The 20,793-nt window shown below is 46.0% G+C and carries 25 protein-coding genes; 24 read left to right on the top strand and 1 reads right to left on the bottom strand.

The genetic code is table 11. The features are described 5' to 3' along the window. Positions 1-6: 6 nt before the first annotated feature. The 22 genes from mutM to ACP4IT_RS01180 all read left to right on the top strand — a co-directional run bounded on the left by mutM (position 7) and on the right by ACP4IT_RS01180 (position 16,814). Positions 7-867, top strand: a complete 861-nt coding sequence (gene mutM / locus ACP4IT_RS01285; RefSeq protein WP_086231854.1) for a bifunctional DNA-formamidopyrimidine glycosylase/DNA-(apurinic or apyrimidinic site) lyase — start codon at positions 7-9, stop codon at positions 865-867. Then, entirely contained in the window at positions 860-1,489 is a 630-nt protein-coding gene (gene coaE, locus ACP4IT_RS01280; RefSeq protein WP_039104826.1) for a dephospho-CoA kinase, read from the top strand. Before mutM ends, coaE begins: the two co-directional genes overlap by 8 nt. After that, positions 1,489-1,989: a transcriptional regulator NrdR gene (nrdR, locus tag ACP4IT_RS01275; RefSeq protein ID WP_011667802.1), complete on the top strand. Its 501-nt coding sequence runs from the start codon at positions 1,489-1,491 to the stop codon at positions 1,987-1,989. Before coaE ends, nrdR begins: the two co-directional genes overlap by 1 nt. Before the next feature lie 3 nt (positions 1,990-1,992). Continuing rightward, complete coding sequence (locus tag ACP4IT_RS01270) at positions 1,993-3,363, top strand: replication initiation and membrane attachment family protein (RefSeq protein ID WP_128491820.1); 1,371 nt, start codon at positions 1,993-1,995, stop codon at positions 3,361-3,363. Between the two features lie 3 nt (positions 3,364-3,366). Further along, positions 3,367-4,293 carry a primosomal protein DnaI gene (dnaI, locus tag ACP4IT_RS01265; RefSeq protein ID WP_128491821.1) on the top strand — a complete coding sequence of 309 codons (927 nt, stop codon included), beginning with the start codon at positions 3,367-3,369 and terminating at the stop codon, positions 4,291-4,293. 334 nt (positions 4,294-4,627) lie between these two features. Then, positions 4,628-6,571 carry a threonine--tRNA ligase gene (thrS, locus tag ACP4IT_RS01260; protein ID WP_021741702.1) on the top strand — a complete coding sequence of 648 codons (1,944 nt, stop codon included), beginning with the start codon at positions 4,628-4,630 and terminating at the stop codon, positions 6,569-6,571. A 239-nt stretch (positions 6,572-6,810) separates the two neighbouring features. Continuing rightward, entirely contained in the window at positions 6,811-7,335 is a 525-nt protein-coding gene (gene infC, locus ACP4IT_RS01255; protein WP_075168707.1) for a translation initiation factor IF-3, read from the top strand. Positions 7,336-7,384: 49 nt separating this feature from the next. Next, the gene (gene rpmI, locus ACP4IT_RS01250; protein ID WP_011667797.1) at positions 7,385-7,579 is read left to right on the top strand and encodes a 50S ribosomal protein L35; all 195 of its coding nucleotides are present in this window, start codon (positions 7,385-7,387) and stop codon (positions 7,577-7,579) included. 70 nt (positions 7,580-7,649) lie between these two features. Then, a complete protein-coding gene (rplT, locus tag ACP4IT_RS01245) occupies positions 7,650-8,009 on the top strand; it encodes a 50S ribosomal protein L20 (RefSeq protein ID WP_011667796.1) in 360 nt (119 codons plus the stop codon). A 303-nt stretch (positions 8,010-8,312) separates the two neighbouring features. Next, positions 8,313-8,855, top strand: coding sequence for a YqeG family HAD IIIA-type phosphatase (locus ACP4IT_RS01240; protein WP_267160598.1), 543 nt, complete (start codon positions 8,313-8,315; stop codon positions 8,853-8,855). Continuing rightward, entirely contained in the window at positions 8,836-9,978 is a 1,143-nt protein-coding gene (gene yqeH, locus ACP4IT_RS01235; RefSeq protein ID WP_407337460.1) for a ribosome biogenesis GTPase YqeH, read from the top strand. Before ACP4IT_RS01240 ends, yqeH begins: the two co-directional genes overlap by 20 nt. Before the next feature lie 16 nt (positions 9,979-9,994). Beyond that, on the top strand, positions 9,995-10,303 hold the full coding sequence (locus ACP4IT_RS01230) for a YhbY family RNA-binding protein (RefSeq protein ID WP_080952737.1): 309 nt from the start codon (positions 9,995-9,997) through the stop codon (positions 10,301-10,303). Positions 10,304-10,316: 13 nt separating this feature from the next. Beyond that, positions 10,317-10,949 (top strand): nicotinate-nucleotide adenylyltransferase, encoded by a 633-nt coding sequence (locus tag ACP4IT_RS01225; RefSeq protein WP_015473603.1) that lies wholly within the window; start codon positions 10,317-10,319, stop codon positions 10,947-10,949. After that, entirely contained in the window at positions 10,939-11,535 is a 597-nt protein-coding gene (yqeK, locus tag ACP4IT_RS01220; RefSeq protein WP_172757594.1) for a bis(5'-nucleosyl)-tetraphosphatase (symmetrical) YqeK, read from the top strand. Before ACP4IT_RS01225 ends, yqeK begins: the two co-directional genes overlap by 11 nt. A gap of 25 nt (positions 11,536-11,560) precedes the next feature. Beyond that, positions 11,561-11,917, top strand: coding sequence for a ribosome silencing factor (gene rsfS / locus ACP4IT_RS01215; RefSeq protein WP_011667790.1), 357 nt, complete (start codon positions 11,561-11,563; stop codon positions 11,915-11,917). Next, positions 11,914-12,657, top strand: coding sequence for a class I SAM-dependent DNA methyltransferase (locus ACP4IT_RS01210; RefSeq protein ID WP_011667789.1), 744 nt, complete (start codon positions 11,914-11,916; stop codon positions 12,655-12,657). The genes rsfS and ACP4IT_RS01210 overlap by 4 nt, the downstream gene beginning before the upstream one ends. Position 12,658: 1 nt before the next feature. Continuing rightward, entirely contained in the window at positions 12,659-13,807 is a 1,149-nt protein-coding gene (locus tag ACP4IT_RS01205) for a nucleotidyltransferase (RefSeq protein WP_011667788.1), read from the top strand. A gap of 73 nt (positions 13,808-13,880) precedes the next feature. Beyond that, positions 13,881-14,435 (top strand): YceD family protein, encoded by a 555-nt coding sequence (locus tag ACP4IT_RS01200; protein ID WP_426855151.1) that lies wholly within the window; start codon positions 13,881-13,883, stop codon positions 14,433-14,435. Between the two features lie 66 nt (positions 14,436-14,501). After that, on the top strand, positions 14,502-14,690 hold the full coding sequence (gene rpmF, locus ACP4IT_RS01195; RefSeq protein WP_011667786.1) for a 50S ribosomal protein L32: 189 nt from the start codon (positions 14,502-14,504) through the stop codon (positions 14,688-14,690). A gap of 105 nt (positions 14,691-14,795) precedes the next feature. Then, a complete protein-coding gene (locus ACP4IT_RS01190) occupies positions 14,796-15,611 on the top strand; it encodes a Cof-type HAD-IIB family hydrolase (RefSeq protein ID WP_015473606.1) in 816 nt (271 codons plus the stop codon). 14 nt (positions 15,612-15,625) lie between these two features. After that, positions 15,626-15,940 (top strand): ArsR/SmtB family transcription factor, encoded by a 315-nt coding sequence (locus ACP4IT_RS01185; RefSeq protein ID WP_011667784.1) that lies wholly within the window; start codon positions 15,626-15,628, stop codon positions 15,938-15,940. Positions 15,941-16,160: 220 nt separating this feature from the next. Continuing rightward, entirely contained in the window at positions 16,161-16,814 is a 654-nt protein-coding gene (locus ACP4IT_RS01180; RefSeq protein WP_267160597.1) for a M57 family metalloprotease, read from the top strand. A 124-nt stretch (positions 16,815-16,938) separates the two neighbouring features. Here ACP4IT_RS01180 and adhP read toward each other — a convergent pair whose 3' ends face one another. After that, entirely contained in the window at positions 16,939-17,955 is a 1,017-nt protein-coding gene (gene adhP, locus ACP4IT_RS01175) for an alcohol dehydrogenase AdhP (protein WP_011667742.1), read from the bottom strand. Between the two features lie 415 nt (positions 17,956-18,370). On the opposite strand from adhP, the gene ACP4IT_RS01170 reads away from it, so the two are divergent. After that, entirely contained in the window at positions 18,371-19,057 is a 687-nt protein-coding gene (locus tag ACP4IT_RS01170; RefSeq protein ID WP_011667741.1) for a response regulator transcription factor, read from the top strand. Then, the gene (locus tag ACP4IT_RS01165) at positions 19,054-20,664 is read left to right on the top strand and encodes a HAMP domain-containing sensor histidine kinase (RefSeq protein WP_011667740.1); all 1,611 of its coding nucleotides are present in this window, start codon (positions 19,054-19,056) and stop codon (positions 20,662-20,664) included. Before ACP4IT_RS01170 ends, ACP4IT_RS01165 begins: the two co-directional genes overlap by 4 nt. Positions 20,665-20,793 lie beyond the last annotated feature (129 nt).

Below are 20,793 nucleotides of genomic sequence, written 5' to 3'. Positions count from 1 at the left end.
ACAGGGATGCCAGAATTACCTGAAGTTGAAACGGTTCGACGCGGGTTGACGCGATTGGTTCAAGGGGCCACTATTGCTCACGTTGAGGTTCGTTATCCAAAAATGGTCACACCTGACGCGGATGTCTTTACCGCGGAATTAATCAGCCGGAAAATTGAGCGGATTGATCGGCGAGGAAAATACCTGTTATTCCGATTTAGTGGTGACTTAACGATGGTGTCACACTTGCGTATGGAAGGAAAGTATGACGTCCAGCCAGAAGGTAGCCCCGTTTCCAAGCATACGCATGTGATCTTTCATTTAACTGATAATCGGGAGTTGCGTTATACCGATACCCGGAAGTTTGGCCGAATGCAATTAGTGCCGACGGGCGAAGAAACAACGCTGGCCCCCTCATTGGGCAAATTGGGACCGGAACCAACGGCGGAGACCTTAACGTTAGCGTATATGGTCAAAATCTTTGGTAAGTCACATAAAGTGGTGAAGCCTTTCTTATTAGATCAGACGCGAATTGCTGGATTGGGGAATATCTATGCAGACGAGGTCCTGTGGTTATCTAAGATTAATCCACTAACGCCAGTAGATACGTTAACGCCGTCTCAATTGTCGGAGCTACGCCAAAATATTATTGATGAGATGGCTTTAGCCATTGGGGGGCATGGCACGACAGTCCATTCATTTTCGACAGCGTTTGGTGAGGCTGGTCAGTTTCAAAATCAGTTGCATGTCTATGGCCGAGAAGGTGAACCGTGCGAACGGTGTGGAACAGAATTGGTTAAGATTAAGGTGGCCCAGCGTGGCACGCATTTCTGCCCGCACTGCCAGCCATTACCACCAGAAGCAAAGGTGGCGTTGATTCATGACTGAGGTATGGGGATTAACGGGCGGCATTGCCACGGGGAAGTCGACGGTTAGCGCGTGGTTACGCGCAGCCGGGGTACCGGTGATTGACGCCGACCAGATTGCGCGACAAGTTGTTGCACCGGGAACCGCGGGGCTTAAACAAGTTGTAACGACTTTTGGGGCAGACTATTTACGTGATGGTCAGCTAGATCGCAAGAAGTTGGGCCAGTGGGTCTTTTCGCGACCGGCCGAGCTTAAGCGTTTAGAAGCGATTACAACACCGTTAATTCGTGCTGAAATTAGCCGACAAGTCGCGAATTACCGTCAGCAAGCCGTTCCAGTCGTGGTTATTGATGCACCAACGCTATTTGAAGCTGGCTATGCGACGACCTTGGTTGATCGGATTATGGTTGTTGCAACAGATGCGCCGACACAAAAGGCCCGGTTAATGGCGCGGGATAACTTATCGGCTAGCGATGCGCAAAATCGGATTGATCGGCAATGGCCAATCGACCAAAAGATCGCACAGGCTGATGTGGTGATTGATAATGGACGGACAATTGCCGAAACACGGCAACAAGTGGTAAAATGGCTTGACATGAATAACTTTGGAACAAGTAACCATTTAAAACGAGGTGACCAGTAATGCAGTGTCCACACTGTCATCATAATGGATCGCGGGTCGTGGACAGTCGGCCCACAGACGACGGTCGTGTTATTCGCCGTCGTCGTGAGTGTGAGAGCTGCGGCTTTCGGTTCACGACGTTTGAGCGAGTTGAAGTCACACCGCTGTTAGTAATTAAGAAGAACGGAACGCGTGAAGAATTCAATCGTGAAAAAGTTCTGCGTGGTATTATTCGCTCTGCCGAGAAACGACCGGTGGGGATGGATGTCATGACGCAGATTGTTGATGAAGTTGAGAATAAGATTAGGGCGCTAGGTGTTAGTGAAATCTCTAGCCAACTGATTGGTGAATATGTGATGAATCGATTAGTCGATGTTGATGAGATCGCTTATATCCGTTTTGCCAGTGTCTACCGGCAGTTTAAGGATACCGGTGTTTTCTTCAATGAATTAAAAGATATGCTTGATAAAGATAAATTGAAAGCCAAAAAAGAAACAAATGGGAAAAGCGAGGCGAAGTAAGGCATGGAGGATTCCTGGCACCAATTGCAGCCAAAGACCAGTTTTTTGGTTCGATTGGCCGACCGGCTGACCGATCAGAGTTGGCAAACGCTAACGCAGCTGTATCAGCCGATCATCGGACCGAGTGCCGCGGGGCTCTACTCGGCCCTTTTTTGGCTACCCAAGACGGGACAGTATCACCGGCACGCGACATTGTTGGCGATATTGGGGATGGATTTGGCACACCTATATGACGCGCGTTTACGGTTAGAAGCAACCGGACTGTTAACCACGACGGTGTCCACCAAAGATGATTTGACGAGTTTTAATTATGATTTGCACGCACCGTTACTCCCCGCAGCCTTTTTTAAAGACGACCTCTTAAGCGTTCAACTGTTGGGGGTTGTGGGTGAGGATCTTTATCAATCACTGGTCCGTGTCAATACGTCGACCACTGAACGGTCAACTGATGAAGAAAACATTACGAAGAACTTTTTAGAAGTCTTTCATGTGGATGGTCAGGAGCTCGCGGAACTACCAACAGCGATAACAGCAGGTCGTCAGCACTTAGATGCTGAAACACAAGCGACGGCACCGGCATTGCAGGCGACACCAGCGGACTTTGATTTTAAATTACTAGGAGAAATTTTAGAGCATTCATTTATTGATACGCGGGCCTTGCGAAGTGAGCGTCAGTTATTATTAACGGAGCATGCCACCTATGGTTTGGATGAAGTGACGATGGCCCGCTATATTGGCGAAGCAACTGATCTGGCTACTAATCAATTCAATGCCGAAACGTTTAAACGGGTCATTGCCCAAAACTTTGGGCGACCGCAGTCAGCGAAATCGGTAGCACAACCGCAGAAGACAGCAACGACACCAGCTAATCAGTCGGTTAATTCGGCCGAACAGGCCTTGATTAAAGTGGCAACTAATACGGCACCGGCTGTTTTCTTACAGGCCATTAAACAAAAGAGTGGTGGCTTTGTAACGGACGGTGAACAGCGAATTGTTCGTGATTTAGTGAGTCGACAATTATTTCCAGAAGCCGTTTTAAATCTGATGGTCTATCACGTCTTGGTTGATGAGGATCGACCAACCCTGAATAAGAATCTGTTAGACACTATTGCTAATGACTGGAGCAAGGCTAAAATTACGACTCCGGAGCAGGCTATCCAAAAAATCCGGGAGCGTCAGCAGGCAGCTAAGCAGCCTCGCCGGTCACGAGCCCGGCAATCATCGACAGTCAAGGAGACGTTACCAGAGTGGGCAAAGACATCGACAACCAATCAGCAGGCCTCACGGACGAAGCTGTCAGCAGAAAAACAAAAACAATTACAAGACCGAATTGCTAAATTGCAAGATCGGCCGTCAACAGGAAAGGAGGACTAACCGATGGAAGATTTAGGTAAGACGATGCAGCAATTGATGAGTCAGCAGCACCTTAATGATAATTATCGCCAGCTGATGGCTGAAGTCTATGATGATCCGTTAGTGCGGCAATTTTATGAGGCCCATCAGGCAGAATTGGCGGATGATGTTTTGACCCGTTCAGCAGCTAAGCTTTATGAGTTTGTTTCTGAACGGGAAAAATTGGCTAAGGGCGGTGCGACGTTTGCCACTGGTTACGAGCCACAATTGGTTGTGTCCAATCACTTGATTGACGTAGCTTATGTGCCAACTGCAGAAACACAGGAGAAACAAGCTGAGCAACGATTGCGACAGCGGGTCAAATCAATTGCTATGCCCAAAAGCATTCGTGAGGCGACATTGAAGGCGTTCGATCAGGACTCGGATCGGGCAGAGGCCCTGATGGCTGCTCTGGATTTCATTGATGCCTATGAGGCTAGTCCCAAACGCCGTCATCAAGCTCTGTATTTGTCAGGGAGCTTTGGTGTTGGAAAAACATACTTGCTGGCGGCTGTGGCCAATCAGTTAGCCGCCGATGGTTTTTCAACGACTCTGGTTCATTTTCCTAGTTTTGCCGTTGAAATGAAAAATGCGATTGCCCAAAATGGGGTGGCAGAAAAGCTGGATGCACTGAAAAAGGCTAAAGTTCTGATGATTGACGATATTGGTGCGGATGCCATGTCTGCTTGGGTACGTGATGATGTGCTGGGTGTGATTCTCGAATATCGTATGCAAGAGGAACTTCCCACATTTTTCAGTTCGAACTTTTCAATGGCCCAACTGGAAAAGGAACATTTGCGAATCTCGACTCGGGGCGACGATGAGCCGTTGAAAGCACAACGATTGATGCAACGAATTCGGTTTTTAGCCCGGGAAGTTACGATGGTTGGGGTCAATCGTCGACCACAATAATTTAGGGTCATGCTTGACAAGCTCGCGTTACGAGTGTTTAATAGTCTTTGAAACCAAAAGAGCTATGACGAAAGACATGGTGTTACCGGAGTTCGTTTACAGGAAGAGTTGGCCTAGCTTGGAAGCCACTTAGCGCCCGGAAGCATTACCACTTTCTTAGCTGTTGGAAGGAAATTTCCGACCGGTTCGTTCCGTTAACGACGACTAGAGTTCACGGGAGTAGTCTCGTGAAAAATATCGGGTGGAACCACGTTATTGACGTCCCCAGTGCCTTTTAGAGGTGCTGGGGACTTTTTGTGTTTTTCGCCTAAAAAAATAAGGGAGATCGAGAATTATGGCAGATATTTCAATTAAGTTCCCTGATGGTGCTGTTAAGGCCTTTCCAGCCGGAACCACACCAGCAGACGTTGCAAAGTCCATTTCGATTAGTTTAGCCAAGAAGGCGGTTGCCGCTAAGTTAGATGGCCAATTGGTCGACTACTTAACGCCATTAGCAAGCGATGGCAGCATCGAAATTGTTACGAAAGATAGTGATGATGGACTGGCTGTATTGCGGAACACAACGGCTGCTTTACTGCGGATTGCCTTAAAGAAGGAATTTCCGGCTATTCGCTTAGGCAAAGTCAGTGCTGATGAAGATGGCTTCTTTGTGGATACCGATAAAGATGACCAACAAGTCAGTGTTGATGAGTTAGATGCCTTAGCAGTAATCGTTGAAAAATTAGTCAGTGATAAATTAGACATCGAACGTATCGCGGTTAGCAAAGCCGATGCCTTAGCTGATGCGAAGGACGATCAGTTCACAACAGCGTTGATTAATGCGGTTGATGGCGATAGTGTACCGTTCTTAAAGATTGGTGACTACCAAATCCTTAGTGATGGGGCACAATTGACCAATACCGGTGATGTTAAGAAGTTTAAGTTGTTATCAGTTGCCGGTGCTTACTGGCAAGGTAAGTCTTCAAATCCAATGCTACAACGGATCTATGGGACAGCCTTCTACAAGCAAGCTGACTTGGATGCCGATCTTGCTCGTCGCCAAGAAGCGCGTGAACGTGATCACCGAGTAATCGGGAATCAATTAGACTTGTTCTTTGTTGATCCCAAGGTTGGTGCTGGTTTGCCATACTGGATGCCAAACGGGGCCACGATTCGGCGGACGATTGAACGTTACATCATTGATAAGGAAGTTTCCAATGGGTACCAACACGTTTACACACCAGTCTTAGCTAACTTGGATCTGTACAAGCAATCTGGTCACTGGGCACACTACCGAGAAGACATGTTCCCACCAATGGACATGGGTGATGGTGAAATGCTTGAATTACGGCCAATGAACTGCCCAAGTCATATTCAAGTTTATAATCACCACATTCGGTCTTACCGTGAATTACCTCTACGGATTGCTGAATTAGGGATGATGCACCGTTACGAAAAATCAGGTGCTTTGAGTGGATTGCAACGGGTTCGGGAAATGACCTTAAATGATGGTCACACGTTCGTAGCCCCAGAACAAATTCAAGATGAATTTAAGAGTATCTTGGACTTGATGGTTAAGGTTTACGCTGACTTTGACATCAAGGACTACACGTTCCGTTTGAGCTACCGTGATCCTAAGAACACGGAAAAGTACTTTGATGATGACGAAATGTGGAACAACGCCCAAGCTATGTTGAAAGGTGCTATGGATGACCTAGGCTTACCATATGTTGAAGCTGAAGGGGAAGCTGCCTTCTACGGTCCTAAACTGGATGTGCAAACTAAGACGGCACTGGGTAACGAAGAAACGTTATCAACCATTCAATTGGACTTCATGTTACCAGAACGGTTTGACTTACATTATGTCGGTGCTGATGGTGAAGAACACCGTCCAGTGATGATTCACCGTGGCTTGGTTTCCACGATGGAACGTTTCACGGCTTACCTGACAGAAATTTACAAGGGCGCTTTCCCAACTTGGTTAGCACCTAAGCAAGTGACGATTATCCCAGTTTCTGAAGAAAAGCATGGCGCTTATGCTGATAAGTTAGCTGCTGAGTTAAAAGCTGCTGATATTCGGGTTAATGTTGACAAGCGGGGCGAAAAGATGGGTTATCTGATTCGCGATGCGCAAACTCACAAGATTCCATACACCTTAGTTGTTGGTGAAGATGAAATGAGTAACGGTAGTGTTTCCGTTCGGAAGTACGGCGAAGACCAAACAACGTCAATGAGTAGCGATGCCTTTGTTAAGGAGATCTTAGCGGATATTGCGTCTTACAGTCGCGAAAACGACTAATACGAGTATTTGCTAAATAGCATTGACAAGGCAGTGCTTGGCTGGTATGATGGTTAAGTTGAGAAATTAAGCAGAGGCTTCCGCTTCTCGCCTTATGACTAACGTTATTGGGCTGGATATGCACGTTAATGTCGTCTTCGTGATGACATTTCTTGCGGGAGCCGTTTGATTCTGATCAAAGGTTCCCGCATTTTTTGTGAGTGAGATTTCTGCAGTTCTCGAGATTATTTTGGAGGTGGATTACCATAGCAAATGACACGATTGTCAACGAGGGGATTCGCGCACGCGAAGTTCGATTGATTGCCAGTGATGGTGAACAATTGGGCATCAAGAGTAAGCAAGAAGCTTTGCAGATTGCTGAAGACGCTAACCTCGATGTAGTTTTGGTTGCACCGAAAGCTAAGCCACCAGTAGCCCGGATCATGGACTACGGGAAGTACCGGTTCGAGTTGCAAAAGAAGCAACGCGAAGCTCGGAAAAAGCAAAAAGTGGTCAGTGTTAAGGAAGTGCGCTTGAGCCCAACCATTGATACCAATGACTTTAACACCAAGCTGAAGAACGCTAAGAAGTTCTTGGCTAAGGGTGAAAAGGTTCGGGTTTCAATCCGGTTTAAGGGACGGGCCATTACCCATAAAGACATTGGTCGCGAGGTGCTTAATCGGATGGCAGCTGAAACAGCTGATGTTGCCACGGTTGAACAACGACCAAAGATGGACGGTCGTAGCATGTTCCTGATGCTCTCGCCTATCGCTGAGAATAAGTAGAATTGATTGGGTAGCTTAAGCTACCGATTTAAGGAGGATATTTCGTATTATGCCAAAGATGAAGACTAACCGCGCTGCAGCTAAGCGTTTCAAAGTAACTGCTAAGGGCGGTATCAAGAGTGCCAACGCATACACGTCTCACCGTTTCCACGGTAAGACCAAGAAGCAACGCCGGAACCTTCGTGGTACCCGGATGATGAACGAAACGACTATTAAGACTTACCACGAATTATTACAAAAGTAAGCTAGTCACTAATTTTTCGGGTCGACGAAATGTCGACATAATGTTTGAATTGATTTAGGAGGAAAAGATTATGCCACGAGTTAAAGGCGGTACTGTTACACGCGCACGTCGTAAAAAGGTTTTAAAGTTAGCTAAGGGTTACCGTGGTTCTAAGCACCGTTTATTCAAGGTTGCTAAGGATCAAGTTATGAAGGGGCGTCAATACGCATTCCGTGACCGGAAAGCGACTAAGCGTAACTTCCGTAAGTTATGGATTGCCCGGATCAACGCCGCAGCCCGGATGAATGGTCTGAGCTACAGCAAGTTGATGCACGGCTTGAAGTTGGCTAACATTGACGTTAACCGGAAGATGTTAGCTGATTTAGCAGTTAACGATGCTGCTGCATTTGCTGCTTTAGCTGAACAAGCTAAGACGGCTTTAGCTGCTTAATTTTAAATTAATTGTGGAGCTTGTTCTCTGCAGGATAAAAACGAGCATGCCGATTCTAGGGTTCTGCTCGTTTTTTTACATAGTTTTTTATTTGTAAGTGATCAAATTCTGCAGGTCGAATGGGGCTAATCTGCTGAAAAAATAGAAAGCTGTTTTATGACTAAGCGTTGTAAACTGCTAGGATGTTTTGGATAAGGCCAATCTTTATCGGTCTTCCGAGTGGTAAAATTACGCAGAATTGCGTATAATAGTATGCTAGACATGCCAAGGATGGCAAAAAAACGAAGGGGGGCTGTCACCCGCATGGTTTCTCAATTCAAACCAACGTGGATGGTTAAAAATATTTATGATTTGACTCCGGCACAACTGCGTGCCAACGGCATCAAAGTGATTTTAACGGATCTCGATAATACGTTAATTGCGTGGAACAATTCTGATGGGACACCGGAGCTACGGCATTGGCTAACCTTATTGGAGTTGGCAGGGATTCGAGTAATTGTCGTGTCAAATAACAACCGTAAGCGGGTTGATCGTGCGGTGGCACCTTTTAACTTGGATTATATTCACCGGGCACTAAAGCCATTATCATGGGGGATTTTGCGGGCGTTACGGCGTTGGCATCTGAACCGTGATGAAGTCGTCATGGTTGGTGATCAGCTTTTGACGGATGTTTGGGCGGCTCACCACAGTGGCGTACGCAGTGTCTTAGTCAAGCCGATTTTAAAGTCGGATGCGTGGGTGACCAAGGGTAATCGTTTAATGGAAAAGGTAGTCATGTGGCGGTTGCGTCACAACTATCCAGAATTAACTTGGCAGGAGGATCTTGATGAACGAAAAGCACATTGAACCTGTTTTGATTGATGGTGAACCACTTCATTGTATTGGCTGTGGCGCCACCATTCAGACGACTGATCCAACAGCACCAGGGTATACGCCACAGTCGGCGTTGGATAAGGGAATTGAAAAGCAAGAGGTCTATTGTCAACGCTGTTTCCGATTGCGGCACTACAATGAAATTGTGCCCGTTGGTTTAACGGATGACGATTTTTTGAATTTGTTAACCCAAATTCAAGATGCTAACGCCTTGATTGTTTATGTCGTTGATATCTTTGATTTTAACGGTAGTGTGATTCCCGGTTTGCACCGATTTGTGGGTGACAATCCGATTTTACTGGTGGGTAACAAAGAAGATTTGCTACCACGCTCACTGAAGCGTAGTAAGCTACGTGACTGGTTACGTCAACGGGCAAATGAAGCTGGGTTGCGGCCAATTGATGTGACATTATTAAGTGCTAAGACCAACCAGTCTGTCGATGGCTTATTACAATTGATTGATAAGTATCGCGGAGACCGAGATGTCTACGTAGTTGGTGTGACGAACGTCGGTAAATCCACGCTGATTAATCAAATTATTCGGCAAAATACTGGGGTAAAAGATTTGATCACCACTTCTAAGTTCCCTGGAACCACGCTAGATAAGATTGAATTGCCGTTAGACGATGACCATGTTTTGGTGGATACACCAGGGATCATTCAAAATCAGCAGATGGCCCACTTCTTAACCGGGAAAGACTTAAAGATCGTGACGCCACAAAAGCAGGTTAAGCCGAAAAATTACCAGCTAAATGACCAGCAGACGTTGTTTTTAGGCGGGGTTGCCCGATTTGATTTTAATAAGGGTCCTAAGTCAGGGTTTACGGCATACTTTGAAAACAATCTGTACATTCATCGGACGAAGTTAGAAAACGCTGATGATTTTTATGCGCGTCAGTTGGGACAGTTATTGACGCCACCACAAGCAGTGGACAAAGATGATTTTCCACCATTAGTTGCTCATGAATTCAAGACGACCGCGAAGAGCGATTTGGTCTTTGAAGGCTTGGGTTGGATTACGGTTCCTGCTGGGATTAATGTGACCGGTTGGACACCTGCTGGTGTTGGTGTTTTAATTCGTCACGCAATGATTTAAATTGGAGGATAACAATTTGTTACGAGGGAAACAAAAGCGCTATTTACGCGCTCATGCGCACGTGATGCGTCCATTATTTTCAGTCGGTAAGAATGGTTTAACCACGGTTTGGTTGGACCAATTAACCGGCGCGCTAGAAAAGCGCGAACTGATTAAAATTAATTTGCAACAAAGTGCTGACGTCACAGTTGCTGAGACAAAGACGTTCATTGAAGATAATACGGATATTCAAGTGGTTCAAACGATTGGTCGCGTGCTGGTTTTGTACCGGGTCGCAACTGACGAAGATAATCAAAAGATTTCACCAATTGTGGAAAACATGTAGGGAGGTCTAAGTCGTGGTAAAAATTCTGGAACGAACGAGTACGCAAGTCGCAACGGAGATGGCCGCGACGGCCAAAAAACGGCGGATTGGTATTCTTGGTGGCACCTTTAATCCACCACATCTGGGTCATCTCGTGATTGCAGATCAAGTCGCCACCCAGCTAGGGTTGGACCGTGTCTTATTTATGCCGGATGCGGAACCCCCACATGTCAATCGAAAATTGACCATTCCTGCCGCAGACCGGGTAGCCATGGTTAAAGCAGCGATTAAAGACAATCCACGTTTTGACTTGGAGTTAACGGAGGTTGAACGTGGTGGTCGAAGCTATAGTTACGATACGATGTTGCAATTGACACAAGCCCACCCCGAAAATCAATATTATTTCATTATTGGTGGGGACATGGTTGCCTATTTACCAAAATGGTACCGAATTGATGAACTGGTAAAGCTGGTTCAATTCGTTGGGGTTTGCCGTCAAGGATTTACCCACGCGTCGCCGTATCCTGTTTTGTGGGTGGACGTCCCACAGATTGGAATTAGTTCCACGATGATTCGCGATCAAGTTCGCCGTGGGCAGTCCATTCGTTATCTGGTTCCAACCATGGTTGATCTTTATATAAAGGAGCATCTGTTATATCGTGACTGAACTGAATTATCAAGAACATATTTTTCCGGGTACCCGCGAGCAACTAGTGGCCAAGCTGGAGCAAGCGTTGAAGCCACATCGGTTTCGGCATGTTTTGCGGGTCGAACAAACGGCTATTCAATTGGCTACAGCTAACCAAGTGGATGTGGAAAAAGCCAGTATTGCCGGTTTAGTCCATGATTATGCCAAACAACGGCCAGATGAAGATTTTATTGCCGCCATTCAACGTTATCATTTAGATCCCATGCTGTTGGACTATGGAAATGCCATTTGGCATGGCGTTGTTGGTGCTGAATTAATTAAACATGAACTACAAATTTTTGATGAGGATATTTTGAATGCGGTGCGCCATCATACAACCGGTGCGGTTTACATGTCGCCATTAGAACAAGTTATCTATATGGCAGACTATATTGAACCTAAACGTGACTTTCCTGGCGTTGACGAAGCTCGGAAAGTCACAGCGGCTGATTTAGCTAAAGGTGTGGCGTTTCAAGCAAAACAGACGTTGCAGTATTTGGTGACTAATGGCAAGCCGGTTTATCCGAAGTCGATTGACACTTATAACGCGTGGATTTCCCGTTAGTTGTAAGTGCGAGAGGAGAAAATGCATGGAAAGCAAAGAGATTTTAGAAATTGCCGTAAAGGCAGCTGAAAACAAGCGAGCAGAGGACTTAACTGCCTTAGATATGACCAAGGTGAGTTTAATGGCCGACTACTTCTTAATCATGGAGGCTAACTCTAGCCGTCAAATTCAAGCGATTGCCGATGAAATTACGGATCAGATGGCCGCTAACGGCGTTAAGATGCGCGATGTTGAAGGTAAGAATGAGGCCAACTGGATTTTAATTGATTTAGGCGACGTTGTGGTTCACGTCTTCCAAAAAGAACAACGGAGTCATTACAATTTGGAAAAATTGTGGTCTGATGCCCCAACGGTTGATTTAGGTCAGTGGGTTGAAGCATGATTTATCAATCATTTGCTGAACTTTACGATGAACTTTTTGATCCAGCCATGTATGACCAGTGGCTGGATTTTGTGACCGACCGTGTTGATCCTACTAGCGGCGAACTATTAGACTTGGCTTGTGGTAGTGGTCGGTTGGGCGTGCTACTTGCCGAACATGGGTATCAAGTCAGTGGCTTGGACCTCAGTGAAGAGATGTTGGCCTTGGCAGCTAAGCATGCCGAGGAAGCGGATGTTGCTTTGCCGTTAGTGGCTGGTGATATGCTGGACCTCAGTGTGTTGGGTGAGTATCAGACGGTGACGTGCTTTGCCGATTCGTTCTGTTATTTACCGGACTTGACGGCGGTGACGCAAGCCTTTACACAGGTGCACGACCATTTGGCGGTTGGGGGACAATTTCTGTTTGATGTGATTACGCCCCACCAAACAGATGACGTCTACCCAGGGTACATGTATAACTATGTCGATGACACCCGAGCCTTTGTTTGGACGAGTTATGGAATTGAAGACGAGACCCATGCGGCTGAACACGATTTGACATTCTTTACGCAAAACCCTAAGACGGGTGAATATCGAAAGGTGACAGAACTGCATCATGAACGGACCTATCCGTTAGCTGACTATCAGGCGGCCCTCAAGCAGGCTGGTTTAACGTTGAAACGGGTAAGCGCCGACTTCGGTGCGAATGAAGTTACTAGCGAAACGACCCGGTGGTTCTTTGAGGTAACACGGGAGGCTTAATATGACACTTCAAGCAGCGGGAATTGTGACAGAATACAATCCCTTTCACAATGGTCATGCCTATCAGATTGCACAAGCACGACAAAAAACGGGTGCTGACGTGATTGTGGCCGCAATGAGTGGTAATTGGGTTCAACGCGGAGAGCCAGCGATTATGGATAAGTGGCAGCGGACTGAAGCGGCACTTGCCGGTGGCGTTGACCTCGTTGTTGAACTGTCGGGTGCTGCGGCGCTACAGCCGGCCCACCTATTTGCCCAAGGAGCTATAGCGGTTTTAGCTACTTTGAAGTGTCAGTGGCTCGTCTTTGGCACCGAACATCCGGACATGGATTATGATTGCCTGATGGCCCATTTGCCGAGTGATCCAGCGATCTTTAAACGATTTGATCAGACGTATGCATCACTATTTCAAGGTTATTTGCGGGAGCAAACGGGGATTACGTTGAGTGCGGCAAATGATATCCTCGGCTTCTTCTACGCCGTGGCTAATCAGCAGCAAGGACAACCTTTACAGTTAGTGCCATTAGCACGACGGGGGAGCCAACATAATGACACTGCAGTCATGCAAGGTACAAACTACGCCAGTGCAACCGCAATTCGTGCGGCCTCCTTGGCTGGTGATTGGGCGACGGTTCAGCCAGTTGTGCCGGCCAAGACGTTGGCATTATTGCAGCAAGAATCATTAATAAGCTGGGCCGATTTTTGGCCATTACTCCGATATCAGTTGATTAGTGCCCCCGTTACGGATATGCGGCAACGTTATCAAATAACGGAGGGCGTTGAATATCGCTTGAAGCGAGCAGCTTTAGAAGCAACAACGTTTGCGGATTTTATGCGTATCGTAAAAACCAAACGGTATACGTATACGCGACTTCAACGGCAAGCCGCTTATCTACTGTTACAGGCACTGCCCGAGGAGATGCGGCCACAGCCGCAATATTTGCGGGTTCTCGGCTATTCCAAGCAAGGGCAGGCCTACTTACACCAGATTAAGAAACACGTCGCCTTACCGCTCGTTAGTCGGGCAAATCGGGATTGGCAGAAGGGCGTTGGGTCCCTTGACGATCGGTTGGGGGCACTCCGAACTTTGGTGACGGGAATTCCACAAGATTATGGCCGGATTCCCATAAAAAAACCGGATTCTGAGTGACTATCAAGGAAATTACCTTGACATCACATTTTTTGACAGGTATAATTTATCACGTTGCATTGGAGGGATTACGATGAAATGGTTGTTGACCGAGCTGCGGAAGAACCATCGCAGTGAGCCGCTTTTGTTCGATGAAACACTCGATTTGAAGGCGGATTTAATGGCGCGTTATGGCGACGAGGTCTTAGACTTAAGTCCCGTTCACGTGACGGGCACAGTGTCCGTCATTGACGGTGGCGACGTCGTCGTAACAGCACAGGTAATTGCGGATTTGACGGTACCATCTAGCCGATCTTTGGCACCGGTAGATTTACCCGTCAACTTCAGTATGACGGAATTTTATGTGTCTGACCCAGCCGCAACGCAACGGTTTGAAAAAACTGACGTTGTGATGGTCGTTTCCGATGACCAAGTTGTTTTAGACAAAGCTGTTGGGGATAACATTATTCTACAAATTCCGATGCACATTCTTTCTGACGCTGAAAAGCAAGGCGAAGCGATGCCTGCCGGTCAAGACTGGCAAGTTGTTGCAGAAGCTGACTTAGAAGCCGTTGAGAAAGAAAATCAACCAGTTGATCCACGTCTTGCAAAGTTAAAAGATTTCTTCCCTGATCAGGATGATCAATAATCGCCTTTGTGAGCCTTAAAAATTTTTTCACTAGTGGATATAATTTATTTAAAGGAGGTGTTTTCTTTGGCTGTACCAGCACGGAAAACGTCTAAGACGAAAAAGCGTATGCGTCGGGGTCACATTAAGTTGGCTACCCTGAACTTAGCACCATGTCCAAACTGTGGTGAATTACGGAAGTCTCACGTAGTTTGCCCAAGTTGTGGTTTCTACGATGGCCGTCAGGTCGTTGCGGTTAAGAACGCAAACAACTAAATCGATGAAAAGCTCCTATGAAGTCCGCGGCTTCTAGGGGCTTTTTTGTGTTTCCAATAAAATCGCGTATAATGAAACGACAAGGATTAACGAAGGAGTGAAATTGTGGCAATGAAATTAATCGCGACTGATTTGAACGGGACGTTGTTGCATCAAGATCAGGGATTTAATCAACCTTTGCTCAAAGAAACGCTGTCGCAATTAAAGCAGCGAGGGATAAGACTCGTGTTGGCTTCTGGTAACCAATACGCCCATTTGAAAGAGGTCTTTAGAGAAATCTGGTCCACAGATCTGGCGGTGATTGCTGAAAACGGGGCTTCAATTTATCTGGGTGATGAGCTAGTCTTTGATGGAAGTCTGACACCCCAGCAAGTCCGGCTGTTCTTGTCGGCCACGGCACAAGATGAGTTTTTGCAGAATGCCTATTTGATTTTAGTCGGCGCACAAGGTTCTTATACAAGGGTTGGGGCACCAGCACCACTAATTGCAGCCGCGGAAAAGTTCTACGACCATCTGCAACAGGTGATGTCCCTCGAAACCGTCACCGATCGTATTAAAAAAATTAGTGTCTCCACAGCGCCTGAACAGGCCGCCGCGCTAGTTCAGCACTTAAACCAGCGGTTCGCGGGTCAATTAAGGGCCCATGACAGTGGTTATGGTGTCATTGATGTCGTCAGTTTACACGTCGGTAAGTTACCAGCCGTTCAATGGTTGGCTCAGCATTGGCAGATTCCGGCTACTGAGATTGTTGCATTTGGTGATGGTGCCAATGACGTGCCGCTATTAAACTATGCAGGGCAAAGCTACGCCATGAAGAATGCACCCGTCGATATTCAGGCGCAGGCTAAGCACGTTACCGTTTGGGACAACGATCGTGATGGGGTACTCCGTACAATTGCTACCTTATTAGTTGCAGACTAGAGAGGAGCACCACAATGCCCATTAATGATGCAATCTTAGCGGAAGCCGTTAAGATTTATAAAGTATTGAGTAACATGAACCGAATCAAGATTCTTTATTTCTTGGAGAATCACGAGGCTGACGTGTCGCGTATTGTTGATCACGTTCAGTTGTCACAGCCAATTGTGTCTCACCAGTTGGCGATTCTCTATCACTATCAATTAGTGACACGTCACAAGCGCGGTAAGCATGTCTATTATTGTTTGGATGATCCCCACATTCTTGAGATGGTTGATGCAATGCTGGGACATGTCTCTCATGAGATCAAAGGAGAACCGCATCACGATTAAACAGACGTTCGGACTAACTTAGTCGCGACCGTTTTTTATTGGCGTGGTAAATCCTATCATGACATGACTGACAGTTATCGAAAGTGAAAGAAGTCTAGCGCTGTTTGGGCAGTCAGTTATTAAAAAAACGTAGCATTTCAAGAATTTCAGGCGTTTTAGTGGCTTCTAATGAATGGGACCAGTAAACTAACCCTAATCATTCAAAATAGGAGCAAAAATAATGCGCAAATTTTTGGGTTTTCTGTTCTTGCTGGCGCTAGGGGCCTGCTTTTTCTTACCCCAAGTACAAACTGAGCTTCCAAAGATTCTAAAACAATCGCAATTGACCGTTGCCCAAGCGGCTAAAAACATCGGGGTTCAGTTGCCGCTGGTCGGCCGACAAGAGGCGGCTGGTGCCACGCCAGTCGAGTCGATTGTTCGTCCGCAAACGTTAAAGAAAACGTACTATTATCATTTTTCGGCGGATGTTCCAGTAAAAGTTCAACAAGTATTTGAACGGGCCATCGCTGTTTATAATGAGACCGGTATTGTTGACTTAGTGGCAGGTCAGGCCACTGCCGAACAAAATGAAATTACGATTTTTGTTTATCAGAAAACGATGACGGCTAAACAAGTTAATTATTTGGAATTAGGTAAGGGTGGTCCGGAGATTCAGCAACTAACGGGATTTCAAGGTTACACGGCTAATCATGCGCGTGCGGGACTGAACGTGAAGTATGGTCAAAGCATTAAGGAATCTGTGGCGACCCACGAATTGGGCCATGCGTTAGGACTCGATCACAGTTCGAGTCGGCAATCAGTGATGTATCCAATTGATCAGGGGCTAACCCAGCTGTCTGCTGGTGATTTAAAGGCACTGAAGTATTTGTATTAGGATGCCGCGTAAAAAAGGCCACGACATGTCATTATCTTTTGAGGACCAATAACTAAAAAAAGCAATTCTGAAAATGACTTTTTCAGAATTGCTTTTTTAATTCAAATATTAATTTAAGTCGAAATTACTTCGTGAAATCAACGACCATTCGGCCAACGATTTGGTTATTCTTCATTTCATCAATGATATCGTTAACCTCGTCCAAACGACGGGTTTTAACGATTGGGTGAACCTTGCCTTCAGCACCAAATTGGAAAGTTTCGGCAAGATCTTGACGAGTTCCAACCAGTGAACCGCGAACGGAAATACCATCCAAGACGGTCTTAGCAATGTTTAATTCCATGTCGCCTTGAGGAAGGGCAACGGCAACTAATTTACCATCTGGCTTCAAGGCGTTAACGGATTGGGTAAAGGCATCCTTGTTAACAGCAGTTACTTGCGCATTGTCCACGCCACCGACCTTTTCTTGAATCTGTTCGGCGACATTACCGTCATGCCGGTTGATTAATACTTCAGCACCGTTAGCCTTAGCAGCAGCTAACTTATCAGGGTTACCATCAACGGCAACGACGTGGGCACCAAAGACATTGTGAGCGTATTGAATAGCCAGATTACCTAAGCCACCGGCACCAACAACTTCCACCCATTGACCAGGCTTAGTTTCGCCGACTTTCAAGGCTTTGTACATGGTTACACCAGCACAAGTTAATGAAGTGGCTTCAATTGGGTCCAAACCTTCTGGAACCTTAACGGCGTAGTTGGCATCAACGATACATTCTTCAGCCATCGCACCATCAACTGTGAAACCAGAGTTTTGAACATTCCGGCAAAGCGTTTCGCGACCGGTTAGGCAATATTCACAATGGCCACAACCCTTAAAGAACCAGGCAACAGAAACCCGGTCGCCAATCTTCAAGTTATCGACGTCGTCAGCGACTTGAATGACTTTACCAACACCTTCATGGCCGATAATCCGACCAGGTTGCTTACCGAAGTCTCCGGCAGCCACATGTAAGTCGGTGTGACATAACCCACAATATTCCATTTTAACTAAAGCTTCACCGTGAGTAATTGGGCGGAGCGTAACATCTTTAATATCAACGTAACCGTCAACTGAATCGCGAATAACTGCTGCTTTCATGAAAAAAACTCCTTTTCTTTTCGTCTACAAGAATCAGTATACTGCAAAGGAAGTAATATTCAAGTGAAATTTTGCACAAAAAGTATTACGTTTTTCCTAAGATGAACGAAAAAAGCTTATATAACAGCAGTCATTGGTTGATCTGAAAAGTATATAAATGTGAAGCAAATGACTAATCACTTTTTCAGAAGCAATATTATCGTCCGAATGCAACCGGTTGTTAATTTTTCAAAAGACAGCGACTAACAGTGATGAATAGGTAATGTTTCAGTTAAATGTGAGTGGGTAGGGAGTTTTGGCATACAATTATGAGAAAATATGATAAAATTAAATGTTGAAATGAGAATCGGACGTCCATTGTTAGTGTTTTTGCTGACAGTGGGTGCCGCGAATTAGCCAGAGGAGTTAACGTGTAATGAGCCGAATTTTAATTATTGAAGATGAAAAAAACCTAGCCCGGTTCGTTGAACTGGAGTTAAAGCATGAAGGGTACGAAACCAACGTGCAGTTTAATGGTCGAACCGGCCTGGAAGCAGCCTTGTCACAGGATTTTGATGTGATTTTGCTAGACCTAATGTTGCCTGAATTGAATGGGATCGAAGTTGCTCGCCGCGTGCGTGAGGTTAAGAGTACGCCAATCATTATGATGACGGCGCGTGATTCTGTGATTGATCGGGTTTCTGGATTAGATCATGGCGCAGACGACTATATCGTTAAGCCATTTGCAATTGAAGAACTGTTAGCGCGTGTTCGGGCGCTATTGCGGCGAATTCACCTAGAGGGTGAGCAGAAGAGTACCAAACAGACGACGGTTAAGTTCAAGGATCTTACAATTGAAAAGGAAAACCGCATCGTACGTCGGGGCGACGAAGTCATTAACCTGACTAAACGCGAATATGAATTGTTATTAGCCTTGATGGAGAATATCAATGTTGTTTTGGCGCGAGATGTCCTGTTAACCAAAGTGTGGGGTTATGAATCAGAAGTAGAAACCAACGTGGTTGATGTCTACGTGCGGTATCTTCGCAATAAAATTGATGTTCCTGGCCAGAAGAGCTACATTCAAACGGTCCGTGGAACAGGGTACGTGATGCGGTCGTGACCCAAACCGATAAAACCCCTGAGTTAACTGGTGATAGTGTTGCGCCTAAGAAGGCCGGGTTTCGGTTTTCTTTGAAGTGGGAGTGGGCGCTATCAACAGCATTTGGTGTTTTGGTTATTTTTGCTGCGATTGTTTTTTTGATTTTTAACAGCTTTATGACGGTGTTGATGCGTCAGGAAAAAACTCACGTATCGGACACACTGAACGTTGTTGTAGAAAAGTTGAACAGTCAAAAACAACTGACAAGTACTAATGTTAACCAGCTGTTGCGTCCCCAAGCAGTTGTGTCAGCGACCAAGCAGCCGACGCCCTATAACAATGCCGTGATTGCTAGTTTAGCCCGTGATAGTCAGGCCGTAACGGTTTATGATGCCGATGGACAGTCACTCTTTGCGACACGGCAAGGGGATGTCTCATTCCGGCGGGCTAGTAAACAGTCAATTTCTACTCAGACGGTGTCTGGTCGCAAGAATTTAGTGGGACGGTCACCAATTCGAGCTAAGCAAGGTAATCGCATTTTGGGCTATGTTCAAGTGACAGATAACTTGCGAGATTATCGTGCCACGCAAGTCAAATTGTTACAGGTTGAGGTGGTCTTAGGGCTGATGGCGGGCTTAGCCGCTGCAGTGCTGAGCTATAGTCTAGCAACCTTTTTACTACGGCCAGTTGAAGAAATTCGGGAGACAATTCACGCGGTACGTGAAGATCCACAAACAGATAAGCGAGTGCCCGAGATGCATCATCAAGATGAGCTAAGTGATCTAGGTAGCTTGTTTAATGACATGCTGGATACGACACAGCGCTATATGGATCAGCAGCAACAATTTGTGGAAGATGTCTCGCACGAGTTACGAACCCCAGTGGCGATCATTCAGGGACACATGGAGATGTTGGATCGTTGGGGTAAGGAAGATCCAGAAGTTTTGGATGAGTCGATCAAGGCCTCGTTACAAGAAACCAAGCGTATGAAGAGTTTGGTTCAAGAGATGCTGGATCTCCAACGAGCGGAACAAATTGAGGTTAATTACCCTAATGAAGTGACGGATGTCAGCGAAGTGGTTGAGCAGGTCTTCGATAATTTCAAGATGATCCACCCGGATTATGTGTTTATCTTGGATGATGACGTTCACCAACCACTACAGGCGCAAATTTATCGGAATCATTTGGAACAGATTCTTATTATTTTGATGGATAATGCGGTTAAGTACTCACAAACACGTAAGGAAGTTCATCTGACGTACGAAAGTGACTTGCGAAACCTTGAAGTGGCCGTTCAGGACTTCGGTGAGGGCATTTCGCAAGAGAATCGCAAGCGGGTTTTTAATCGTTTCTATCGTGTAGATAAGGCGCGTTCCCGCACCAAAGGGGGCAATGGCCTCGGCTTAGCGATTGCCAAACGGTTAATCGAAGCTTACCATGGCCAAATCACAATTGAGAGTGCTTTGGGGCATGGGTCTGTTTTCCGAATTTCATTACCAATCTTGTCACCGGAAGCGGCACAGGCGCTTAATGCTAAAAAAGAACAAACGCAAGCGGCCAATGACATTCCAGGAATCCAATCAGAATTGTTAGTGGACGACAGCGAGGATTCAACGAAATCTGAATAAAATAAAAAATCCGGTTTGAGTTTAGTTGACTTAAATCGGATTTTTTATACGATAAAATCGTAAAGAGATTGACAGGTAATGACGATTCAAGTATGCTGTTAACAACAAGTTAGTTACTATAGTAACTAA

The sequence above is a fragment of the Levilactobacillus sp. LN180102 genome, from assembly GCF_050106635.1.
GTDB lineage: Bacteria > Bacillota > Bacilli > Lactobacillales > Lactobacillaceae > Levilactobacillus > Levilactobacillus brevis.
This window is presented reverse-complemented; position numbering and strand designations above follow the sequence as displayed.